The sequence below is a fragment of the Pseudomonas anuradhapurensis genome, assembly GCF_014269225.2.
GTDB classification, from domain to species: Bacteria; Pseudomonadota; Gammaproteobacteria; order Pseudomonadales; family Pseudomonadaceae; genus Aquipseudomonas; species Aquipseudomonas anuradhapurensis.
Genome location: NZ_CP077097.1, coordinates 2,536,773 through 2,557,039 on the forward strand (window position 1 = coordinate 2,536,773; position 20,267 = coordinate 2,557,039).

General features: G+C 64.8%; 18 protein-coding genes. 16 read left to right on the top strand and 2 right to left on the bottom strand.

All coding sequences use genetic code 11. From position 1 onward, the window contains the following. Positions 1-98: 98 nt before the first annotated feature. Positions 99-572: an anti-virulence regulator CigR family protein gene (locus HU763_RS11830; RefSeq protein ID WP_186685003.1), complete on the top strand. Its 474-nt coding sequence runs from the start codon at positions 99-101 to the stop codon at positions 570-572. 141 nt (positions 573-713) lie between these two features. Beyond that, a complete protein-coding gene (locus HU763_RS11835; protein ID WP_189665669.1) occupies positions 714-1,043 on the top strand; it encodes a hypothetical protein in 330 nt (109 codons plus the stop codon). 58 nt (positions 1,044-1,101) lie between these two features. Here the strand turns inward: HU763_RS11835 and HU763_RS11840 are convergent, their stop codons facing one another. Next, positions 1,102-1,308 carry a hypothetical protein gene (locus HU763_RS11840; protein WP_186685004.1) on the bottom strand — a complete coding sequence of 69 codons (207 nt, stop codon included), beginning with the start codon at positions 1,306-1,308 and terminating at the stop codon, positions 1,102-1,104. 227 nt (positions 1,309-1,535) lie between these two features. Between HU763_RS11840 and HU763_RS11845 the strand changes: the two genes are divergently transcribed. The 7 genes from HU763_RS11845 to HU763_RS11875 all read left to right on the top strand — a co-directional run bounded on the left by HU763_RS11845 (position 1,536) and on the right by HU763_RS11875 (position 7,982). Further along, complete coding sequence (locus tag HU763_RS11845; protein ID WP_186685005.1) at positions 1,536-2,516, top strand: quinone oxidoreductase family protein; 981 nt, start codon at positions 1,536-1,538, stop codon at positions 2,514-2,516. Between the two features lie 13 nt (positions 2,517-2,529). Continuing rightward, complete coding sequence (locus tag HU763_RS11850; RefSeq protein WP_186685007.1) at positions 2,530-3,378, top strand: TauD/TfdA dioxygenase family protein; 849 nt, start codon at positions 2,530-2,532, stop codon at positions 3,376-3,378. Positions 3,379-3,432: 54 nt separating this feature from the next. Next, complete coding sequence (locus tag HU763_RS11855; protein WP_186685009.1) at positions 3,433-4,485, top strand: beta-keto acid cleavage family enzyme; 1,053 nt, start codon at positions 3,433-3,435, stop codon at positions 4,483-4,485. 188 nt (positions 4,486-4,673) lie between these two features. Then, positions 4,674-5,990 carry an MFS transporter gene (locus HU763_RS11860; RefSeq protein WP_186685011.1) on the top strand — a complete coding sequence of 439 codons (1,317 nt, stop codon included), beginning with the start codon at positions 4,674-4,676 and terminating at the stop codon, positions 5,988-5,990. After that, complete coding sequence (locus HU763_RS11865; RefSeq protein WP_186685013.1) at positions 5,987-6,640, top strand: DsbA family oxidoreductase; 654 nt, start codon at positions 5,987-5,989, stop codon at positions 6,638-6,640. Before HU763_RS11860 ends, HU763_RS11865 begins: the two co-directional genes overlap by 4 nt. After that, positions 6,637-6,963 carry a Rieske (2Fe-2S) protein gene (locus HU763_RS11870; protein ID WP_186685015.1) on the top strand — a complete coding sequence of 109 codons (327 nt, stop codon included), beginning with the start codon at positions 6,637-6,639 and terminating at the stop codon, positions 6,961-6,963. Before HU763_RS11865 ends, HU763_RS11870 begins: the two co-directional genes overlap by 4 nt. Further along, positions 6,960-7,982 (top strand): YeiH family protein, encoded by a 1,023-nt coding sequence (locus tag HU763_RS11875; protein WP_186685017.1) that lies wholly within the window; start codon positions 6,960-6,962, stop codon positions 7,980-7,982. Before HU763_RS11870 ends, HU763_RS11875 begins: the two co-directional genes overlap by 4 nt. A 90-nt stretch (positions 7,983-8,072) precedes the next feature. On the opposite strand, the gene HU763_RS11880 is transcribed toward HU763_RS11875, so the two are convergent. Further along, positions 8,073-9,077 (bottom strand): AraC family transcriptional regulator, encoded by a 1,005-nt coding sequence (locus HU763_RS11880; protein ID WP_186685019.1) that lies wholly within the window; start codon positions 9,075-9,077, stop codon positions 8,073-8,075. Between the two features lie 192 nt (positions 9,078-9,269). On the opposite strand from HU763_RS11880, the gene HU763_RS11885 reads away from it, so the two are divergent. From HU763_RS11885 to HU763_RS11915, 7 genes are all read left to right on the top strand, one after another. After that, entirely contained in the window at positions 9,270-9,848 is a 579-nt protein-coding gene (locus tag HU763_RS11885) for an RBBP9/YdeN family alpha/beta hydrolase (RefSeq protein WP_186685022.1), read from the top strand. 74 nt (positions 9,849-9,922) lie between these two features. Further along, the gene (locus tag HU763_RS11890; RefSeq protein ID WP_186685023.1) at positions 9,923-11,878 is read left to right on the top strand and encodes a DUF1302 domain-containing protein; all 1,956 of its coding nucleotides are present in this window, start codon (positions 9,923-9,925) and stop codon (positions 11,876-11,878) included. Between the two features lie 38 nt (positions 11,879-11,916). Continuing rightward, positions 11,917-13,275, top strand: a complete 1,359-nt coding sequence (locus HU763_RS11895) for a DUF1329 domain-containing protein (protein ID WP_186685025.1) — start codon at positions 11,917-11,919, stop codon at positions 13,273-13,275. A 21-nt stretch (positions 13,276-13,296) separates the two neighbouring features. Beyond that, positions 13,297-14,292, top strand: a complete 996-nt coding sequence (locus HU763_RS11900) for a WD40/YVTN/BNR-like repeat-containing protein (RefSeq protein ID WP_186685027.1) — start codon at positions 13,297-13,299, stop codon at positions 14,290-14,292. A gap of 15 nt (positions 14,293-14,307) precedes the next feature. Beyond that, positions 14,308-16,773: an efflux RND transporter permease subunit gene (locus HU763_RS11905; protein ID WP_186685029.1), complete on the top strand. Its 2,466-nt coding sequence runs from the start codon at positions 14,308-14,310 to the stop codon at positions 16,771-16,773. After that, a complete protein-coding gene (locus tag HU763_RS11910; protein WP_186685031.1) occupies positions 16,766-18,544 on the top strand; it encodes an acyl-CoA dehydrogenase C-terminal domain-containing protein in 1,779 nt (592 codons plus the stop codon). Before HU763_RS11905 ends, HU763_RS11910 begins: the two co-directional genes overlap by 8 nt. Next, entirely contained in the window at positions 18,541-20,196 is a 1,656-nt protein-coding gene (locus tag HU763_RS11915) for a fatty acid--CoA ligase (protein ID WP_186685033.1), read from the top strand. Before HU763_RS11910 ends, HU763_RS11915 begins: the two co-directional genes overlap by 4 nt. The last annotated feature ends 71 nt before the right edge of the window (positions 20,197-20,267 follow it).

Here is a 20,267-nt window from a genome sequence, read left to right on the forward strand (position 1 = left end):
GTGTACAACGCCCAGGCCTTCGCGCTCGAGCCAGGCTGTGCCGGCACCGGTGCTTGGTCTACAGTACTGGAACGACTCCCTAGCGTAAGGAAACAGATATGGCAAAGCGTCGATGGTCGGTAGTTGCACTGGTTACCTCGATCGCCTTGGCAGTGGGGCCTTCCCTTTCCTTTGCCGACCCGGGTAACGGTAAGGGGCAGGGCCATGGCAAGAACCAGCATGTCCAGGGCCAACACGGGCAGGGTCAGGGCCAAGGCCAGCAAGGTCAAGGCCATGGTGGCGGTAGTGGCGGGTATGGCCACCCTTCGATCGACCATGGCTACGTGCTCGACATCCTGGCCGGCCACCGCAGTTACTGGAACGCCGGGCCGGCACTGCCCCCGGGTATCCAGAAGAACCTGGCCCGTGGCAAACCACTGCCGCCGGGTATCGCCAAGAAGCTCGATGGCCGGCTGTTGGGGCAGCTGCCGCATTACGACGGTTATGAGTGGATGCAGGCAGGTGTGGACCTGATCCTGGTGGCAGTCGCGACTGGGATTATCTACGAGGTGTTGCACGGCGCCCTGGATTGAAGCGAACCGGCCGCCCCGCAAGTGCTCACTGACCTGCGGGACCGGCCCTTGGTGCATTGGCCAGGTCCATCAACTTTGGTTGATTAGTATCCGCGCTCGGCCCCCGTTAGAATACCGCGTGTTCTCCACGGCCAATTGCAAATGTCTACCTTTCGTATCTTTCTCGTCTCGGTGCTGGCTACCGGCCTTGTCGGTTGCGCGACCCCTGGCAAACCCACCGCCAGCAAGCTGACCCACAAATCGCCCCAGCAATATGCCGCCTGTGTACTGCCGAGATGGCAAGCGCTGGCGCCTCAGGCGACACAAAAGTCCATCGCCCACGGTTATCGACTGACAGCACCCAGCGCCGTGGCATCCGACGATGTGCTGGACGTGGTCGACTATCGCCAGGGCAGCCGCGCTACCTTCTACAAAGGCAGCTTCCTGTCAGGCGACAAATTGCGGCAGGCCGCCAAGGAATGCCTGGACTGAGTTCGATAGCCTGAGCCGACCACGCCAGTTAGCCGGGCATAGCGCCTGACGGCCGCGATCATCCGACATCAAAGCGCTTGTTCATTCGCTCGCACTGCAGCTGCGCGTCGCTCCTGCTGGGATAGCTGGGCTTGAGCCGTTCCTTGGCCTGGTTGTCGTAGATGTCGAAGCCTGGGCAAACGGTCGCGAGGTAATCGCGGCCACCCAGGCTGAACGACTCCTTTTCGATCGGCACAGCCGGAACGATGACGAATCTTGGTTGCATGTTGTGTGCCTCCCCAGGCAGAGCTTTAAGTATTAGTCTGGCCAAGGGTAACCATCAAGGCAGCTCATGAATAAATGGCAGGGCGCGCAGTGCGGCTCGACCGTCCAGCTGTCATGAAATGAAAACCCGCTGTCGTCCGATGCGAAGCACCCTCGACGCCAAGGGCATACAGTCCAATCACCCAGAACTGACGCCTCGCGTCCAGATCGATGATTGGAGAGACAAGCATGTCCAAAGTCGTACGTTTCCATCAGACCGGTGGCCCCGAGGTACTGCGCTACGAGGACGTCGAAGTCGGTGAGCCCGGCCCGGGGCAGGTGCGCTTGCGCCAGGTGGCGGTCGGCCTGAACTACGCCGACACCTATTTTCGCAACGGTACCTACCCGATCCCGCTGCCCAACGGCATCGGCGTGGAAGCTGCCGGCGTGGTAGAGGCAGTGGGTGAGGGCGTGAGCCAGGTCGCGGTCGGTGACCGGGTCACCTACACCGGCTTTATCAATACCCTCGGTGCCTATTGCACCGAGCGCCTGATTCCCGCTGCCGCATTGATCAAGCTGCCGGACACCATCGCCTTCGAAACGGCCGCTGCCATGACCATGCGTGGGCTGACCAGCGCCTACCTGTTGCGGCGGCTGCATGACTTCAAGCCTGGCGACAGCCTGCTGTTGCACGCTGCCGCGGGCGGGGTTGGCCTGATCGTCGCGCAGTGGGCGCGCTTGCTCGGGCTGAACGTGATCGGCACCGTGTCCACCGAGGCCAAGGCCGAAGTGGCCCGCGCGCATGGCTGCACCCATGTCATCAACTACAGCGTCGAGGACGTGGCCACGCGCGTGCGTGAGCTGACCGACGGGGTAGGGGTCAACGTGGTGTTCGACAGCGTCGGCAAGAGCACCTTCATGGGCTCGCTCGATTCACTCAAGCGCCGTGGCCTGATGGTCTGCGTCGGCACCGCTTCGGGCACGATCCCGCCCTTCGATCCGCAGCTGCTGGCGATCAAGGGCTCGCTGCAGCTCACTCGCCCGGCGTTGGCCGACTTCATCGCCGACCCGGCAGAAAAGGCCGACCTGGCCGGCGAGCTGTTCGATCACGTCAGTAGCGGGCGCATCCGTATCGAAATCAACCAGCATTACGCGTTGCAGGATGCCGTCCAGGCCCACCGTGACCTGGAAGCGCGCAAGACCACCGGCTCGTCGATCTTCGTCATCTGAAGAGGGCAACAGCATGCACATCGAACAACTGACCTGCGCGATCGGTGCGGAGGTGGCTGGGGTCAACCTGGCCGATGCGGTCCATGACGACGACCTGTTCGCCGAGCTGCGCGCACAGTTGCTCCGCCACCGTGTGTTGTTCCTGCGCGACCAGCACTTCAGCCGCGCCGAACACGTCGCCTTTGCCCGCCGCTTCGGCGACCTGGAAGACCACCCGGTGGCCGGCAGCGACCCGGAGCACCCGGGGCTGGTGCAGATCTACAAGCGCCCGGACCAAGCCAACGACCGCTATGAAAATGCCTGGCACACCGATGCCACCTGGCGCGAGGCACCGCCCATGGGCTGTGTGCTGCGTTGCATCGAATGCCCGCCAGTGGGTGGCGACACGATGTGGGCGAACATGGTGCTGGCCTATGAAAACCTGCCAGACGATGTGAAGGCCAGGATCGAAGGCCTGCGCGCCCGCCACAGCATCGAGGCCAGCTTTGGCGCGGCCATGCCACTGGAAAAGCGCCTGGCGTTGAAGGCGCAGTTCCCTGATGCCGAGCACCCGGTGGTGCGCACGCACCCGGAAACCGGCGAGAAGGTGTTGTTCGTCAACGCTTTCACCACCCATTTCAGCAATTACCACACCCCGCAGCGGGTGCGCTTCGGCCAGGATGCCAACCCCGGCGCTGGCGACCTGCTGCGCTACCTGATCAGCCAGGCCTACCTGCCCGAGTACCAGGTGCGCTGGCGCTGGACGCCCAACAGCGTGGCGATCTGGGACAACCGCAGCACCCAGCACTACGCCGTCATGGACTACCCACCGTGCCATCGCAAGATGGAGCGCGCCGGGATCAAGGGCAGCGCTACGTTCTAGGTCGGCCGCCATGATCGGCGGCAACCGCACAATAACAATAGCGAGGACTACAGCATGCAATTCTTCGACGATTCGTTGCACCCGGAAAACATGGAAAAGGTGGTGATCACCGTGGCCCCCTATGGCCCGGAGTGGATGCCCGAAGACTTCCCCGAAGATATCCCGCTGACCATGGACGAGCAGGTGCAGAAGGCCGTCGACTGCTATGAAGCAGGCGCCACCGTGTTGCACCTGCACGTGCGTGAGCTGGACGGCAAAGGCTCCAAGCGCCTGTCCAAGTTCAACGAGCTGATTGCCGGGGTGCGCGAAGCGGTGCCGGACATGATCATCCAGGTCGGCGGGTCGATTTCCTTCGCCCCGGAAAGCGAGGGTGAGGCGGCCAAATGGCTGTCGGACGACACCCGGCACATGCTCGCCGAGCTGACGCCCCGCCCCGACCAGGTGACCGTGGCCATCAACACCACGCAGATGAACATCATGGAGCTGCTGTACCCTGAATACCTGCACGGCACCACGTTGGCCAGCCCGGCGATCCATGCCGCCTACAGCGAGATGACCGTGCCGGCCGGCCCGGCCTGGGTCCGCGAACACCTGCGTCGCCTGCAGGCCAGCAACATCCAGCCGCATTTCCAGCTGACCGGCATGCACGCCCTGGAGACCCTCGAGCGCATCGTTCGCCGCGGTGACTACATGGGCCCGCTGAACCTGACCTGGATCGGCATTGGCGGCGGTTTCGACGGCCCCAACCCGTTCAACTTCTTCAACTTCATCCACCGTGCGCCAGACGGTTGTACCCTCACCGCCGAATCGCTGCTGAAGAATGTGCTGCCGTTCAACACCATGGCCCTGGCCATGGGCCTGCACCCGCGCTGCGGCAACGAAGACACCATCATCGACCAGCGGGGCAAGCGCTTCACCTCGGTGCAGCAGATCCAGCAGACCGTGCGCGTAGCCCACGAGCTGGGTCGGGAGATCGCCACGGGCAAGGAAGCCCGCGCTATCTACCGCATCGGCCAGCAGTACGACAGCATCGAGCAGACCCTCAAGGCCAATGGCATGGCGCCCAACCGCCAGCCGGGTGTGAGGGGTGTGCCGCAGCGCGGCTGATGCTGATACGGCAGGCCTGGCCTCTTCGCGGGCATGCCCGCTCCCACAGGTGCGGCACTGGCCCAAAGGTCGACGCAGTCCCTGTGGGAGCGGGCGAGCCCGCGAAGAGGCCCGCAAAAGCAACATGAATGTTGGCTGTAGTCCATAACAACAAGAACAACCTCACGCCCCGCACCCAAGGAGGCAACATGGCCACCTACCTCGCCAGTGCCGAAGATTCCGGCACCGACACCGCCCACAGCGTCCCTCGGCGCTATGCCTGGGTGGTGTTCGCCCTGACCTTCGGCCTGCTGATCTCCGACTACATGTCACGCCAGGTGCTCAACGCGGTGTTCCCGCTGCTCAAGGGCGAATGGGCATTGAGCGACAGCCAGCTCGGCCTGCTCAGCGGTATCGTCGCGCTGATGGTCGGCCTGCTGACCTTCCCGCTGTCGCTGCTGGCCGACCGTTTCGGCCGGGTGCGCAGCCTGGTGCTGATGGCGGTACTGTGGAGCCTGGCCACCCTCGGCTGCGGCTTGGCACAGGACTACCCGCAAATGTTCATCGCACGCTTTCTGGTCGGGGTGGGCGAGGCCGCTTATGGCAGTGTCGGCATCGCCGTGGTGGTTGCCGTGTTCCCCCGTGACATGCGCTCGACCCTGGCCGGTGCGTTCATGGCCGGTGGCATGTTCGGCTCGGTCCTGGGCATGGCGTTGGGCGGCGTGTTGGCCCAGCACCTGGGTTGGCGCTGGGCCTTCGCCGGCATGGCCTTGTTCGGTCTGGTGCTGGCGATGCTGTACCCGCTGATCGTCAAGGAGGCGCGCATAGCGCCGAAGTGCGCGCAGCAGTTGCAGGGCAACGCCGGCCGACCGCTGCGCAGTCTGTACAACAGCCGTTCGGTGATCGCCGCCTATGTCGGCAGTGGCCTGCAGCTGTTTGTCGGTGGCACCGTGATCGTGTGGATGCCCAGCTACCTGAACCGCTATTACGCCATGGGCACTGACCGCGCCGGGGCGATTGCCGCAATCATCGTGCTGTGCAGCGGCATCGGCATGATCCTCTGCGCCATGCTCTGTGACCGCCTCGGGCGGCAGCACCCTGATCGCAAGATCAGCCTGGCCATTGCCTATTGCCTGGGCAGTTGCGCGTTGCTGTCGCTTGCTTTTGCGCTACCAGCAGGTACCGCGCAACTGATACTGATCGGCCTGGGCATGATGATTGCCGCCGGCACCAACGGCCCATCCAGTGCCATGGTCGCCAACCTCACCCACGCCGCGGTGCACGGCACCGCGTTTGCCACCCTGACCCTGGCCAACAACCTGCTGGGCCTGGCCACCGGGCCACTGATCACCGGGCGCGTTTCCGACCTGATCGGCCTGCAGGCCGCCTTCCAGCTGGTGCCGTTGATGAGCCTCGGCGCGGCACTGGTGTTCTTCCTTGCCAAACGGCATTACCAACCTGACATGGAGCGTCTGCATGCGCCGGCCCATCACATGGCTGACGCACCCCGGGAGTTGAAACCGTGAAGCTATTGTTATCCGTCGAAGTGTTCTTCGATTTTGTGTGTCCGTGGTGTCTGATTGGCCAGCGGCACCTGCAGGCTGCGCTGTTGCTGTTGCAGCGCGAACGGCCACAGGTGCGCGTGCACTTGCAATGGCGCGGGGTGCAGTTGTTGCCTGGCTTGCCAGCCAGTGGCCTGCCGTTCCATGCGTTCTACCTGCAGCGCCTGGGCAGCGAGGAGGCGGTACGCGAGCGCCAGGCCCAGGTGCGTGCTGCCGCCTGCGTGGTCGGCGAGGACATCGACTTCTCGCGTATTCGTCGCATGCCCAATACCGGCAATGCCCACCGGCTACTGCAACGGGCCGCCGGGTTGCTGGACGCAGCGCGACAGGAAGCGTTGCTGGCGCAATTGTTCATTGCCTATTTCCACCAGGGCCGCGACCTGGGGGATAGCCGCGTCCTGCTCGACATCGCCCAGCGTTGCGGGCTGGAAGCGGCGCAGGTAGCCGGTTGCCTGCGTGACGATGGCAGTCCGTTCCTTGATGGGGCAGGGCGCGCAGGCAGCAGCGTGCCGCGTTTTCGCGTCAACCAGGAGCCGCTGATTGCTGGCGCCCAGCCTGCCGAGGTGCTGTTCGCCGCCATGACAGACGCGTTGCAACAGGTCGAACGGGCATGAGCCGGCGTATTGCAGTAGGTCCCGGCCAGGTACCGCAACGTAACGGTCGTGTACTGCTGACCTGTGAAGGCCGCAGCGTGGCGCTGTTCAACGTTGCCGACGCGCTCTATGCCATCGATGACAGTTGCCCGCACCAGGGCGCGTCGTTGTGCGGTGGGCGGCTCGAAGGCCGGGTCATCCAGTGCTGCGCGCATGGCTTGCGGTTTGACCTGGCCAGCGGCTACCTGGTCAATTCCAGGGCGCTGAAGGTCACCAGCTACCCGGTCGAGCAGCAGGGCGGGCAAGTCTACATCGTGTTCGACAACGAGGAGGCTGGGCGATGATTACTCTGGCACTGAGTGCTACCCAGCAACGTATCCGCACGCTTGCCCCCGGGGTGGTGGTCAGCCTGATCGTCGGTGCCGCGGCCAGTTTTCTCAGCGAACACTATGCAGCGCCGGTCATGCTGTTTGCCCTGTTACTGGGGATGGCACTGAACTTTCTGGCGGTCGATGGTCCCTGCAAGGCCGGCATCGAATTTACCGCCCGCACGGTACTGCGCCTGGGTGTGGCCTTGCTCGGCATGCGCATCACCCTGGACCAGATCGCCAGCCTGGGCTGGAAACCGGTGGCCCTGGTGGTTAGTTTGGTGGTGGTAACGATCCTGGCCGCGGTAGTGGTGGCCAAGGCGCTGGGCTTTTCACGGCTGTTCGGCCTGCTTACCGGCGGTGCGACGGCCATTTGTGGCGCCTCGGCGGCGCTGGCGCTGGCCGCCGCCTTGCCCCAGCACCCGCGCAAGGAGCATGCGACGCTGTTCACCGTGATCGGCGTTTCAGCGCTGTCGACCCTGGCGATGATCCTGTACCCGATGATTGCCCAGTGGCTGCACTTGTCCCCCGGGCAGGCCGGGGTCTTCCTTGGCGCGACGATCCACGATGTGGCGCAGGTGGTGGGGGCGGGCTACAGCCTGTCTACCGAGACCGGCGACATTGCCACAGTGGTCAAGCTGATGCGGGTGGCGATGCTGTTGCCGGTCATTGTCTGCGCGGCCATGATTACCCGCCACCAGGGCCTTGAAGCAGGTGGTCAGCGGCCACCCTTGCTGCCCTGGTTTGCGGTCGGCTTCCTGCTTCTGGCCTGCGTCAACAGCACAGGGTGGGTGCCAGCGGCGGTGCAGGGCGGCATCAATGAGCTATCGCGTGGCTGCCTGGTGGTGGCGATCAGTGCCCTGGGTATGAAGACCCAGCTCAAGGCGCTGGCCTCGGTCGGCTTCAAACCCATTGCACTGATGGTCGGGGAGAGCGTGTTTCTGGTGCTGTTGGTGCTGGCGCTGATGCACGTGGGGCTGCAACCTTCCGCCTGACGCATTCACTGGTAGGAGCGGCTGCAGCAGCGATCACCGGCAAAGCCGGTGCCATCCACCGCGTCGCCTGCTGCGCGGATGAATCCGCTCCTACACTTCATCGTGCCGGGCCCGCCAGCTGGCCGGTGGCATGCCGAACTGGGCGATGAACCAGCGAGTGAATGAGCTGGGCATGGAATAACCGAGCATGTCGGCAATGCGCCCCAGCGAATAGCCGGGGTTTTCCAGGTAACGCATCACCAGGTCGCGGCGCACGCTGTTGATCAGGTCCTTGAAGGTCAACCCGTTTTCCTCGAGACGCCGCTGCAGGGTACGCACGTTCATGCCCTGCGTCTGCGCCACCTGTTCAATGGTGGCGCGGCCCATGGGCAACAGCAGGTAGATGGTCTTGCGCAGCTCCAGCTCCAGCGACGGGGTGCCGCCCACCGGCAGGCTGTCCAGGTAACGCTGCGCCAGGCGAGCCATGGCTTCGTTGGCCTGGGGGCTGGCGCTGTCGAGATCGGCGGCGGGGCAGACAATGCCGTTGAACTCGCTGCCGAACACCAGGGTGCAGCCGAAAATGCGCCGGTGGGTCGCCAGGTCGGCCGGGGCCGCATGGGTGAAGTTGGCGCTGATCGGGTGCCAGTGGGCGCCTAGCAAGGCCGCGCACAGGCGCATCATCACGCCGATGGCCAGCTCGGTGGCCTGGCGGCTGCAGGGCGCGCGCTCGTTGATTACCTCTTCGCGAATGATCACGGTCTTGCCGGCTTCCTCGATATGAATGGCCAGGGCGTCATTGAGCAGGTGTCGGTATTGCACGATCACCTGCAATGCATCGCGCAGGCTGCGCTGGTGGCTGAGCAGCAGGCTGATTTCGCCAAAATCCGACAATTGCCGCAATTCGGCCATGCGCAGGCCGAAGCTTTCGCAGTGGCTGGCGCTGGCCGAGGCTTCCAGCAAGGCAATGACACTGGCAACCGGGATACGCCGGTTGGGGTCATCGAGCAACGCGGCACTCAGGCCTACCTGCGCCAGCAATGCCTGCGGGTTCAGGCCCAGGTGGCGGGACACTTCGAGGTAGTTGGTCAAACTGGCGGCACGGACGAGGGCAGGCATTCTTGTTGTTTTCCATATTGGTATGCCGACATGCGTTCTGTGTCTTATAGACTGCGTGTCATGAATTGAAAAGCAAAGCCCTTGGGGCCCGTTGTCATCAAATGAAAAGGCTCTGACGCCCAATGTGAAGCACCCCGAGAGCGCGCTGTTTACTGTGAATCTCAAGAGCTGCATCCCGAGACGAGGTTCACCGTGGAAAAACTGCAAACCACTGCCACCGTGTTGATTGTCCCTGGCTTGCGCGAGCATGTCGCCGAGCACTGGCAGACCTTGCTCGCCAACCGCCTGGCCAAGGTTCGCAGCGTCCCGCCGCTGCAGGTTGACGGCCTGAGCTGCATGGCCCGGGTCGAAGCGATCCAGCGTGAGCTGGAGCAGATCGACGGCGAGGTGCTGTTGGTGGCGCACAGCGCCGGGGTATTGATGGTCGCCCACTGGGCGGCGCGCTACCAGCGGCCAGTCAAGGGTGCGTTGCTGGCGGCACCACCGGACCTGAACGCGCCATGGCCAGCCCACTACCCAAGCCCGGCCAGCCTGGCTGAGCATGGCTGGGCGCCGGTGCCGGACGCGCCATTGCCATTCCCGAGCATTGTCGCTGCTAGCAGCAATGACCACCTGGCCAGCTACGCCGCGGCTGGCGACCTGGCCCGTCGTTGGGGCAGTGAACTGATCAACCTGGGGGCCGTTGGCCACCTCAACCCAGCGTCCGGTTTCGGCCATTGGCCGCTGGCCGAAGCCCTGGTCCGCCGCCTGGATAACCCGAACCTGCAATAGCGCATGGACGCCCCAGCCACGCCCGCAAAAAGACGGGTGGCGTAAAAACAATAACAATACGTGGAGCCATCGTAATGCCAGTAACCCGCATTCACCGTGCAGTGAAGCCACAGCGCTGCCTGCTCGCTTGCGCCGTCAGCCTGCTCGCGCTACCCGCCGCCCAAGCATTGGAAGTCGACACCGGCAATGAAAGCTGGGCCGTACGCTTCGACAACACCGTCAAGTACAACTACGGCGTGCGCACCGAAAGCGCCGACCAGCACCTGTTGGGCACGCCCAACAGCAACGACGGTGACTACAACTTCCGCAAGGCCGGCACCAACATCACCAACCGTGTCGACCTGCTGACCGAACTGGATGTGGTTTACCAGGGCAATACCGGTTTCCGGGTCAGCACCGCCAGCTGGTACGACAAGGCCTATGACAACACCGGTTCCAATAGCAACCCTTTCGTCAACGGCAACGGTGACCAGTCCGGCATCAATCCCAGCCTCAATGGCCTGCCCGGCACCGGTGTGCCGCTGGGTAGCCCGCACCTGAGCAATTACGCCCAGCGTTACTACAGCGGGCCTTCAGGTGAAGTGCTGGATGCCTTCGTGTTCTTCAGCCGTGAAGTCGGCGAGGCCTCGCAGGTCAGCGCCAAGCTCGGCCAGCACAACCTGTTCTGGGGTGAAACCCTGCTCAACCCGGTGCACTCGTTGAGCTACGGCCAGTCGGGCCTCGACCTGGCCAAGCTGGCCGCCTCGCCGGGCACCGAGGCCAAGGAGCTGTTCGTGCCGCGCAACCAGCTGTCGACCTCGTTCCTGGTCAACTCCGAACTGACCCTGGGCGCCCAGTACTTCTTCGACTGGGACGCCGCCCGTCTGCCCGAGGCCGGCACCTACTATGGCGGTTCGGATGTGGTAGGTGAGGGCGCGCAGAGCTTCCTGCTCGGCCACACCGGCACCCCGGGGCTGATACCGGTGCGTGGCGCGCTGACCAGCATCCGCCGTGGCCACGACCTGCAGCCTGGCAAGAGCGGCGACTGGGGCATCATGGCCAAATGGTCGCCCGAGTGGCTGGGCGGCACCCTCGGCTTCTACTACCGCAAGACTTCCGAAATACTGCCGCAGGCGTGGCTCGATGCACGCGGCATGACTGTCGCCAACGGCCCGTTCGGCAACCCGCCGGGCAGCCGTCAGGGCGCGGTCGGCAACCTGTACAACTCGTTGCAGGGCACCACGTACCAGTTCGCCTACGCCGACAACATCGACATCTACGGCCTGAGCCTGTCCAAGGATGTGGCCGGCATCAGCGTCGGTAGCGACCTGAATATCCGCCACAACATGCCCCTGGCAAGCATCCCGGCCATCGTCAGCGCGCCTGGCCGCGGCGGCCTGGGGGGCGGCTTCGGCCTGCTGCCGGCCCGCCTGCCCAGCAGCGGGGTGATCTACGACGTGCCCAGCGACGGTGACGGCATGGGCGCCACCGGTGACACCCTGCACTGGACCTTGAACGGCCTGATGACCCTGGGTGACACGCCGCTGTTCGACTCGGCAACCCTGCTTGGCGAGCTGTTCTACAGCAACCTGCTCAAGCTCGATAGCCACAACGCGGCCTTGTACAAGGGCAAGGGCAGCTACCGCGGCATCGACAAGGCCACCCGCGACAACTGGGGCATCGCCGTCAACTTCACCCCCACCTGGTACCAGGTGCTGCCGGGCATGGACCTGAGCATGCCGCTGTCGGTCAACGTCGGTTTCGACGGCGTGTCGCCGGTGCAAGGCGGCGGCGCCGAGAACACCGGCAACTACGCGGTGGGCGTCAGCGCCGCGATCTACAACCAGTACTTCGTCGACCTCAAGTACGTCGACAGCTTCGGTGAGACCAAGGCCTGCAAGGATGGCCAGACCGATGGCAGCACCCCCAACGCCCTCGACGGCGAACAGGATTACACCTGCTACGGCGGTGGCTATGCCTCCTTGTCCGGTAGTGGTGCCACCACCGAGGACCGTGGCGCCCTGTACCTGACCGTCAAGACCACCTTCTGAGTCCTCTTTCCCAGAGCCTGCACAGGAACACAACCATCATGAACTTCGTACGTACCCTGCTGGCCTCGTGCCTGTCCTTGGCTGCGCTGAACGCTGCCCAGGCCGCTGTTTCCAATGACCAGGCCGCGCGCCTGGATACCAGCCTGACCGCCGTTGGCGCGGAGAAGGCCGGCAATGCCGATGGCTCCATCCCGGCCTACCAGGGCGGCCTGCTGACGCCGCCAGCCAGCTACCAGAACGGCGCCAGCATGCGCCCCGATCCGTTCGCCAGCGACAAGCCGCTGCTGGTCATCGACGGCAAGAACGCCGAGCAGTACAAGGGCCAGCTGACCGCCACCACTCTGGAACTGCTAAAGCGCTACCCCAGCTACCGCGTCGATGTGTACCCGACCCACCGTAGCGTGGCGCTGCCGCAAGCGGTACTGGACAACACCCGCAAGAACGCCACTGCCGCCAACAGCAAGGAGGGCGGCACGGCGGTGGACAACGTGCTGCCGGGCATTCCGTTCCCCATTCCGCAGAACGGCGCCGAGGCCATGTGGAACTTCCTGCTGCGCTACCAGGGCGTGAGCATGACCGCCAAGTACGACTCGTGGAACGTCGATGCCGCCGGCAAGCCATCACTCTCCACTACCGGCCAGGCCAACATCAGCTACCCGATCTACGAGGACATGGCCAAGCCGATCGGCGCCAAGGACACCTATTACCAGATGAAGCTGGTGTACACCGGGCCCGCACGCCGCGCCGGCGAAGCGATGATGCTGCGCGATGCCGCCAACCCGCTGGTGCAGCCACGCAGCGCCTGGCAGTACCTGCCTGGCCAGCGCCGGGTAAAGCTGGCACCGAACCTGGCCTATGACACGCCCAACCCGGGTACCTCTGGCTCGGGTACCTACGATGACGTGTTCGTCTTCAACGGTGCGCTGGACCGCTACGACTGGACCCTGGTCGGCAAGCAGGAAATGTACGTGCCATACAACACCTACCAGCTGACCTACAACACCGACGTCAAGCAGGTGATCACGCCCAACCACCTGGCGCCGCAGTTCGTGCGTTGGGAGAAGCACCGGGTATGGGTGGTGGAAGGCAAGCTCAAGGACGGCGCACGCCACATCTACCACAAACGCCGCTTCTACCTTGACGAAGACAGCTGGATCGCCCTGGCTTCGGACCAGTACGACGCCCGTGGCCAGCTGTACCGCGGTTCGTTCGCCTTCCTCACCCAGAGCTACGACAAGCAGACCCCGGATGCCACGCCGTTCATGATCTACGACCTGATCGGCGGCACCTACAACCTCAACGGTGTGGTGGGGGCCTATGGCGGCATCCGCTACATCGAGCCATTGTCGAAAACCCAGTGGTCACCCGAATCGCTGGCCGGCAACGGCATTCGCTGAACCTACCGAGCAGAGGTGGCAATGTCTGTGTTCAAACGATGCAGCGTGGTGTTACTGGCTCTGGCCACGCTGCAGGGCGCGGTGCAGGCGGCGCCCTTCACCGATGTGCTGGACCTGCCGGCGATGCCCACCACGCTGGCCGCCAGCAGCGCCTTGCGCGATGTGGCCATGGCCGGGCAGCGCCTGGTCGCGGTGGGCCCGCGCGGGCACATCGTGTATTCCGATGACCACGGCGCGCACTGGCAGCAGGCCCAGGTGCCGGTCAGCGCCGACCTGAACGCCGTGAGCTTCGTCAACGCCGAACTGGGCTGGGCGGTCGGCCATGACGGTGTGGTGCTGCACAGCCGCGATGGCGGTGTGCACTGGCACAAACAGCTGGATGGCCGGACGCTGGCCGAGCGGCTGCCGGAAGTGGGCAGCGACAACGTCTTGCTCGATGTGTGGTTCAGTGATGCCGGCAACGGCTATGCGGTGGGCCTGTTCAACCTGCTGCTGCATACCACGGATGGCGGCGAGCACTGGCAACCCTGGCTGGAACACAGCGACAACCCGCAAGGCCTGCACCTGACCAGCCTGGCCGCCGTCGGTGATGAACTGTACATCACCGGCGAGCAAGGCCTGCTGCTCAAGCGCGACGGTGAGCGCTTCATTCGTGTCGCAACACCTTATACCGGCACGTTGTTCGGCGCGGTGGGCAAGCCCGGCTGGCTGCTGGTGTATGGCCTGCGTGGGCACGCCTACCGCAGCACCGACGGCGGCCAGCAATGGCAGCCGGTAAACACCGGCATCCACACCAGCCTGACCGCCGCCGGCATCGACCGTGACGGGCAGCTGTGGCTGGCCAGCCAGGCCGGCGACCTGCTGCTCAGCCGGGATGAGGGCGCCCGTTTCAGCCCGCTGGCGCAAAGTGCGCGCGGTCCGGTGACTGCGCTTGCCAGCGATGCCGGCCACGGCCTGGTGCTGGTCGGCGAACGCGGCGTGCGCACCCAGGCCGGTATTCCCACGTTGCACCCATAACAAGAGAAGACCCTGATGGCCGCTATCCGCCAAGACACCCTGCCGGTAATCCGCGATCTCGATGCGTTCGACCCACGCTCGGGCAACGCGCTGGAGCGCCTGGTGTTCAACCATCGCCTGTCGTTCGTGCTGGGCATGCTGTTGGTCACGCTGGTGCTGGGCTACATGGCCCTGACCCGCCTGGAGCTGCGCCCCAGCTTCGACAAGATGCTGCCGCAGGGCCACCCCTATATCCACAACTACCTGGAAAACCGCTCATCGCTGCGTGGCCTGGGTAACGCGGTGCGGGTAGTGGTGGAGAATACCCAGGGCGACATCTTCGACCCCGGCTACTTGCAGACCCTGCGGCACATAAACGACGAGCTGTTCCTCAGCCAGGGCGTGGACCGGGCCTGGGTGAAATCGCTGTGGAGCCCGGCGGTGCGCTGGACCGAGGTAACCGAAGAGGGCTTCCAGGGCGGCCCGGTGATGCCAGACGGCTACCAGGGGGCGGCAGCTGATATCGAACAACTGCGGCAGAATATCGAGCGCGCCAACATCGTCGGCAGCCTGGTGGCGCGTGATTTCAAGTCGAGCATGCTGATCGTGCCGTTGCTCGACCAGGATTCGGCCACGGGCAAAGGCCTCGACTACCACGCCTTCTCGGAAAAGCTCGAACAGTTGCGCAGCCAGTACCAGGCCAGCGGCCAGTACCGTATCCATGTGATCGGCTTCGCCAAGCTGGTGGGCGACCTGATCGACGGGCTGATCCAGATGATGGCGTTCTTCGCCCTGGCGCTGCTGACCAGCCTGGTGATCATCTACTGCTACACCCGCTGCGTGCGCAGTACCCTGTTGGTGGTGCTGTGTTCGCTGACAGCAGTGGTGTGGCAGCTGGGCATCGTTGCCTGGCTGGGCTATGCCATCGACCCGTATTCGATCCTGGTGCCGTTCCTGATCTTCGCCATCGGCGTGTCGCACGCCGCGCAGAAGATGAACGGCATTCTCCAGGACATTGGCCGTGGCACCCACCGCCAGGTGGCTGCGCGTTATACCTTCCGCCGCCTGTTCGTTGCCGGGGTTACTGCTTTGCTGGCCGATGCGGTGGGCTTTGCCGTGTTGATGCTGATCGATATCCCGGTGATCCAGGACCTGGCCATCACCGCCAGCATTGGTGTGGCGGTGTTGATCTTCACCTCGTTGCTGTTGATGCCGGTGGCGCTGTCGTATGTCGGGGTCGGCCGCAAGGCTGCCGAGCGAGCGCTGGCTATCGACGCCCGTGCCGCGCGGCATCGAGGCTTCGGCCGGCTTTGGGACCTGCTCGACCGTTTCACCGAACGCAAATGGGCCAGCGCCGCTTTGCTGGCCGCCCTGGTGCTGGCGGTACTCGGCATCCGGGGCAGCCTGCAACTGCAGATCGGTGACCTGGACAGTGGCGCACCCGAGCTGCGCGCGGACTCGCGCTACAACCTCGACAACGCCTACATCACCCAGCATTACGCGCTGTCCAGCGACACCTTCGCGGTGATGGTCAAGACCGCCCCGGAAGGCTGCCTGCAATACCAGACGCTGGTCCTGGCCGACCGCCTGGCCTGGGAACTGCAGCAATTGCCAGGCGTGCAGACCACCGTGTCGCTGGCCAACGCCGTGCGCCAGATCACCGCCGGTACCTACGAAGGCAACCCGCGCCTGAACAGCCTGCAGCACAACCAGGACGTGCTCAACTATGCCGCCCAGCAGGCCTCGGTCAATGCCCCGGAGCTGTTCAACAACGATTGCTCGTTGATGCCGGTCATTGCCTACCTGAAGGACCACCGTGCCGACACCCTGGCCCAGGTGGCTGCCGTGGCCGAGCGCTTTGCCCAGGCCAACAGCAACGCCGAACAGCAGTTCCTGCTGGCTGCCGGCAGCGCCGGCATCGAGGCCGCCACCAACGTGGTGGTGCGCGAGGCCAACCATCGCATGCTGTTACTGGTATACCTGGCGGTCACGCTGTTCTGCCTGTTCACCTTCCGCAGCTGGCGCGCCACGTTGGTCGCGATCCTGCCGCTGATGCTCACCTCGGTGCTGTGCGAAGCGCTGATGGTGGCCATGGGCATCGGCGTCAAGGTTGCCACCTTACCGGTGATCGCCCTTGGCGTGGGCATCGGCGTGGACTATGCGCTGTACCTGCTCAGCGTGCAACTGCACTACCAGCGCACCGGGCTGAGCCTGGCCCAGGCCTACCAGAAAGCCGTGGCCTTCACTGGTCGGGTGGTGGGGCTGGTCGGCATCACCCTGGCCGCCGGGGTGGTTGGCTGGGCCTGGTCGCCAATCAAGTTCCAGGCCGACATGGGCCTGCTGCTGACCTTCATGTTCCTGTGGAACATGCTTGGCGCGCTGGTGCTGATCCCCGCGTTATCGCATTTCCTCTTGCGTGGTCAGGCCGCTGCGGTGCCTGCCGAGGCCCAGGCCACGCCGCTTCCGCAAACCCAAGCAACCGAGTGCTCGCCTCATGTCTGATTACTTTCCGCCACTGCGCGACATGGATTTTCTGTTCAACGAAGTGTTCGACATCCCGGCCTGGTGGGCGCAAACCCCCGCCCTGGCCGAGCAGGTCGATGGCGACACGGCCCGGGCCGTGCTCGAACAGGCCGGGCGCCTGATTGCCGAGGTGGTGGCGCCGCTCAACCGCAGTGGCGACGAGCAAGGCTGCCGCTGGGACGCCGGCCAGGTACGGACCCCCGATGGCTTCGCCGACGCCTACCGGGCCTTCGCCGCCGATGGCTGGGTCGGCGTAGCGGGCGCCCCCGAGTACGGGGGCATGGGCATGCCGAAAGTGATCGGTGCCCAGCTCGAAGAAATGCTCAATGCCGCCAACCTGTCGTTCGGCCTGTACCCGATGCTGACGGCCGGGGCCTGCCTGGCGCTGCTCAACCATGCCAGCGAGCCGTTGAAGGCGCTGTACCTGCCGCCCATGTACCAAGGGCGCTGGGCGGGTTCGATGTGCCTCACCGAGCCCCATGCCGGTACCGACCTGGGTCTGATCCGCACCCGTGCCGAACCAGGCGCCGATGGCCGCTACCGCATAACCGGGACCAAGATCTTCATCACGGGCGGTGAGCAGGACCTGACCGAGAACATCATCCACCTGGTGCTGGCGCGGTTGCCGGATGCGCCCGCCGGGCCGAAGGGCATCTCGCTGTTCCTGGTGCCCAAGGTGCTGGTCGATGCCGACGGTGCGCTGGGCGCGGCCAATACGCTGAGTTGCGGTTCGATCGAGCACAAGATGGGCATCAAGGCTTCGGCCACCTGCGTGATGAACTTCGACGCTGCCATCGGCTACCTGATCGGCGAGCCGAACAAGGGCCTCAATGCCATGTTCACCATGATGAACTACGAGCGTCTGGGTGTGAGTATCCAGGGCCTGGCCCTGGGCGAACGGTCCTACCAGGGCGCCATCGCCTACGCCCGCGACCGCCTGCAGGGCCGCGCGCCGACGGGCGCCGAAGCGCCGGGGCAAAGTGCCGACCCGATCGTCGTCCACCCGGACGTGCGGCGCATGCTGCTGACCATGAAAGCGCTGAACGAAGGTGGGAGGGCGTTTTCCACGTATGTGGCGCTGCAACTGGACCTGGCCAAGTACAGCGAAGACCCTGTCGCGCGTGCCGGTGCCGAGGCCAGGGTGGCATTGCTCACTCCGGTGGCCAAGGCGTTCCTCACCGACATGGCGCTGGAGACCACCGTGCACGGCCAGCAGGTACTGGGCGGCCATGGCTATATCCGTGAATGGGGCCAGGAGCAATTGGTCCGCGACTGTCGCATTACCCAGATCTACGAAGGCACCAACGGCATCCAGGCGCTCGACCTGGTGGGGCGCAAGCTGCTGGCCGATGGCGGCCAGGCCTATCGCAGTGTGTCCGCCGAAATCGGCGCGTTCGCCGAGGCGTTGCCGGCAGCCTGTGCCGAGTTCGGCGCGCCGCTGCTGGCTGCGCTGCGCAACCTCGACGAGCTGACCGCCTGGTTGCTCGACCGCGCCCAGGCCAACCCGCGCGAGCTGGGTGCGGCGGCGGTGGAGTACCTGCACGTATTTGGCTACACCTTCTACGCCTACCTGTGGGCACGCATGGCAGTGGTATGCCAGGGCCACCCGGCGCCCGAGCCGTTGCACCAGGGCAAGCTGGGCACCGCTCGCTTCTACTTTGCACGGCTGCTGCCGCGCATCCATTCGCTGAGCGCCAGTGTCAGGGCCGGCAGCGACAGCCTGTACCTGCTCGAGGCCGGCCAGCTATGAACAGCATCAGCACGGCCACCACCCGTATCATGCCTGCGGCCGAGCAGGCCTATGCCTACCCACTGCTGGTCAAGCGCCTGCTGCTGTCGGGCGTGCGCTACCAGCCCAACCAGGAAATCGTCTACGCCGACAAGCTGCGCTACAGCTACACCACGTTGCTCGAACGCATCCGGCGGCTGGCCAATGTGCTGACCGCTGCCGGGGTGAAGCCAGGCGACACCGTGGCCTTGCTCGACTGGGACAGCCACCGTGCGCTGGAATGCTTCTTTGCCGTGCCGATGCTGGGCGCGGTATTGCATACGGTGAACGTACGGCTGTCCAGCGAGCAAGTGCGCTACACCATGAACCATGCCGAGGACCGCCTGGTACTGGTGCACGACGACTTCCTGCCGTTGATGGCGCAGTTACGCGCTGACCTGCCGACGGTCCGGGGCTTCATCCGCCTCAGCGACGGTGACCGCGACGCGCAGGGCGTACCGCTGCTGGGTGAGTACGAAGGGTTGTTGGCAGCTGCCAAGCCGCAGTTCGAGTTTGCCGATTTCGACGAGCATTCGCTGGCCACGCTGTTCTATACCAGCGGGACCACCGGCAACCCCAAGGGGGTGTATTTCAGCCACCGGCAACTGGTGCTGCATACCCTGGTCGAGCAGGGCACCCTGGCGGCCTGCGGCGAGCTGCCGCTGCTGCGCAGTGGCGATGTGTACATGCCCATCACGCCGATGTTCCACGTGCATGCCTGGGGCATACCCTATGTGGCCACGGCGCTGGGGATCAAGCAGGTCTACCCTGGGCGTTACGAGCCCAACCGGCTGGTGCGCCTGTACCGCGACGAGGGCGTGACGTTTTCTCATTGCGTGCCCACGGTGCTGCAGATGATGCTGGACAGCGACGAAGGGCGACGATCCGACCTGAGCGGCTGGAAGATGCTGCTGGGCGGCAGCGCACTGACCTTGGGCCTGGCGCAGCGCGCCAGCGCGCGCGGCATCAGCGTGCACTGTGGCTACGGCATGTCGGAAAGCTGCCCGCTGCTCAGCATCACCCACCTCAGTGCCGAGCTGCTGGCACTGCCCATGGCACAACAGCTGCCGCTGCGTATCGACGCCGGCGTGCCGATTGCCCTGGTCGACCTGCGCATCGTCGACAGCGAGGGCAGGGAGGTGCCACAGGACGGCGAAAGCCTGGGCGAAATCGTGGTGCGCGCGCCATGGCTGACCCAGGGCTACCTCCACGAACCGCAGCAGGGCGCCGCCTTGTGGCTGGGCGGCTGGATGCACACCGGTGACCTGGCCTGCATCGACGCGGCAGGGGTGGTACGTATTCGCGACCGGATCAAGGATGTGATCAAGACCGGCGGTGAATGGGTCAGTTCGGTGGCCCTGGAAAACCTCATCAGCCAGCACCCGTCTGTCGCTTCGGTGGCGGTGATCGGCATCCCGGACCCTCAGTGGGGCGAGCAACCGCTGGCATTGGTGGTGTGTCGTGAGGGCATGCAGTTTGATCAGCCGACACTGGCTGGGCACTTGCAGCCGTTTGTCGACCAGGGGCAGCTCAACAAATGGGCAATACCCCGGCAGTTGCGTTGTGTGCTGGAGATCCCCAAAACCAGCGTCGGCAAGATCGACAAGAAGCGCATCCGCCAGGGGCTCAGCTGAGTGATGGCGGGCCTCGACCCTGTCGCTGGCGTACTGGCGACAGGCTCAGGCTGCGGGCCTGAGGCCCGATC

What these genes read in the sequence shown, in the direction of transcription:
- HU763_RS11895 (WP_186685025.1), top strand. Translation starts at nt 11,917, where the DNA reads ATGAACTTCGTACGTACCCTGCTGGCCTCGTGCCTGTCCTTGGCTGCG.
- HU763_RS11890 (WP_186685023.1), top strand. Translation starts at nt 9,923, where the DNA reads ATGCCAGTAACCCGCATTCACCGTGCAGTGAAGCCACAGCGCTGCCTG.
- HU763_RS11850 (WP_186685007.1), top strand. Translation starts at nt 2,530, where the DNA reads ATGCACATCGAACAACTGACCTGCGCGATCGGTGCGGAGGTGGCTGGG.
- HU763_RS11840 (WP_186685004.1), bottom strand. Translation starts at nt 1,308, where the DNA reads ATGCAACCAAGATTCGTCATCGTTCCGGCTGTGCCGATCGAAAAGGAG.
- HU763_RS11830 (WP_186685003.1), top strand. Translation starts at nt 99, where the DNA reads ATGGCAAAGCGTCGATGGTCGGTAGTTGCACTGGTTACCTCGATCGCC.
- HU763_RS11910 (WP_186685031.1), top strand. Translation starts at nt 16,766, where the DNA reads ATGTCTGATTACTTTCCGCCACTGCGCGACATGGATTTTCTGTTCAAC.
- HU763_RS11875 (WP_186685017.1), top strand. Translation starts at nt 6,960, where the DNA reads ATGATTACTCTGGCACTGAGTGCTACCCAGCAACGTATCCGCACGCTT.
- HU763_RS11855 (WP_186685009.1), top strand. Translation starts at nt 3,433, where the DNA reads ATGCAATTCTTCGACGATTCGTTGCACCCGGAAAACATGGAAAAGGTG.
- HU763_RS11835 (WP_189665669.1), top strand. Translation starts at nt 714, where the DNA reads ATGTCTACCTTTCGTATCTTTCTCGTCTCGGTGCTGGCTACCGGCCTT.
- HU763_RS11905 (WP_186685029.1), top strand. Translation starts at nt 14,308, where the DNA reads ATGGCCGCTATCCGCCAAGACACCCTGCCGGTAATCCGCGATCTCGAT.
- HU763_RS11860 (WP_186685011.1), top strand. Translation starts at nt 4,674, where the DNA reads ATGGCCACCTACCTCGCCAGTGCCGAAGATTCCGGCACCGACACCGCC.
- HU763_RS11880 (WP_186685019.1), bottom strand. Translation starts at nt 9,077, where the DNA reads ATGCCTGCCCTCGTCCGTGCCGCCAGTTTGACCAACTACCTCGAAGTG.
- HU763_RS11900 (WP_186685027.1), top strand. Translation starts at nt 13,297, where the DNA reads ATGTCTGTGTTCAAACGATGCAGCGTGGTGTTACTGGCTCTGGCCACG.
- HU763_RS11870 (WP_186685015.1), top strand. Translation starts at nt 6,637, where the DNA reads ATGAGCCGGCGTATTGCAGTAGGTCCCGGCCAGGTACCGCAACGTAAC.
- HU763_RS11845 (WP_186685005.1), top strand. Translation starts at nt 1,536, where the DNA reads ATGTCCAAAGTCGTACGTTTCCATCAGACCGGTGGCCCCGAGGTACTG.
- HU763_RS11915 (WP_186685033.1), top strand. Translation starts at nt 18,541, where the DNA reads ATGAACAGCATCAGCACGGCCACCACCCGTATCATGCCTGCGGCCGAG.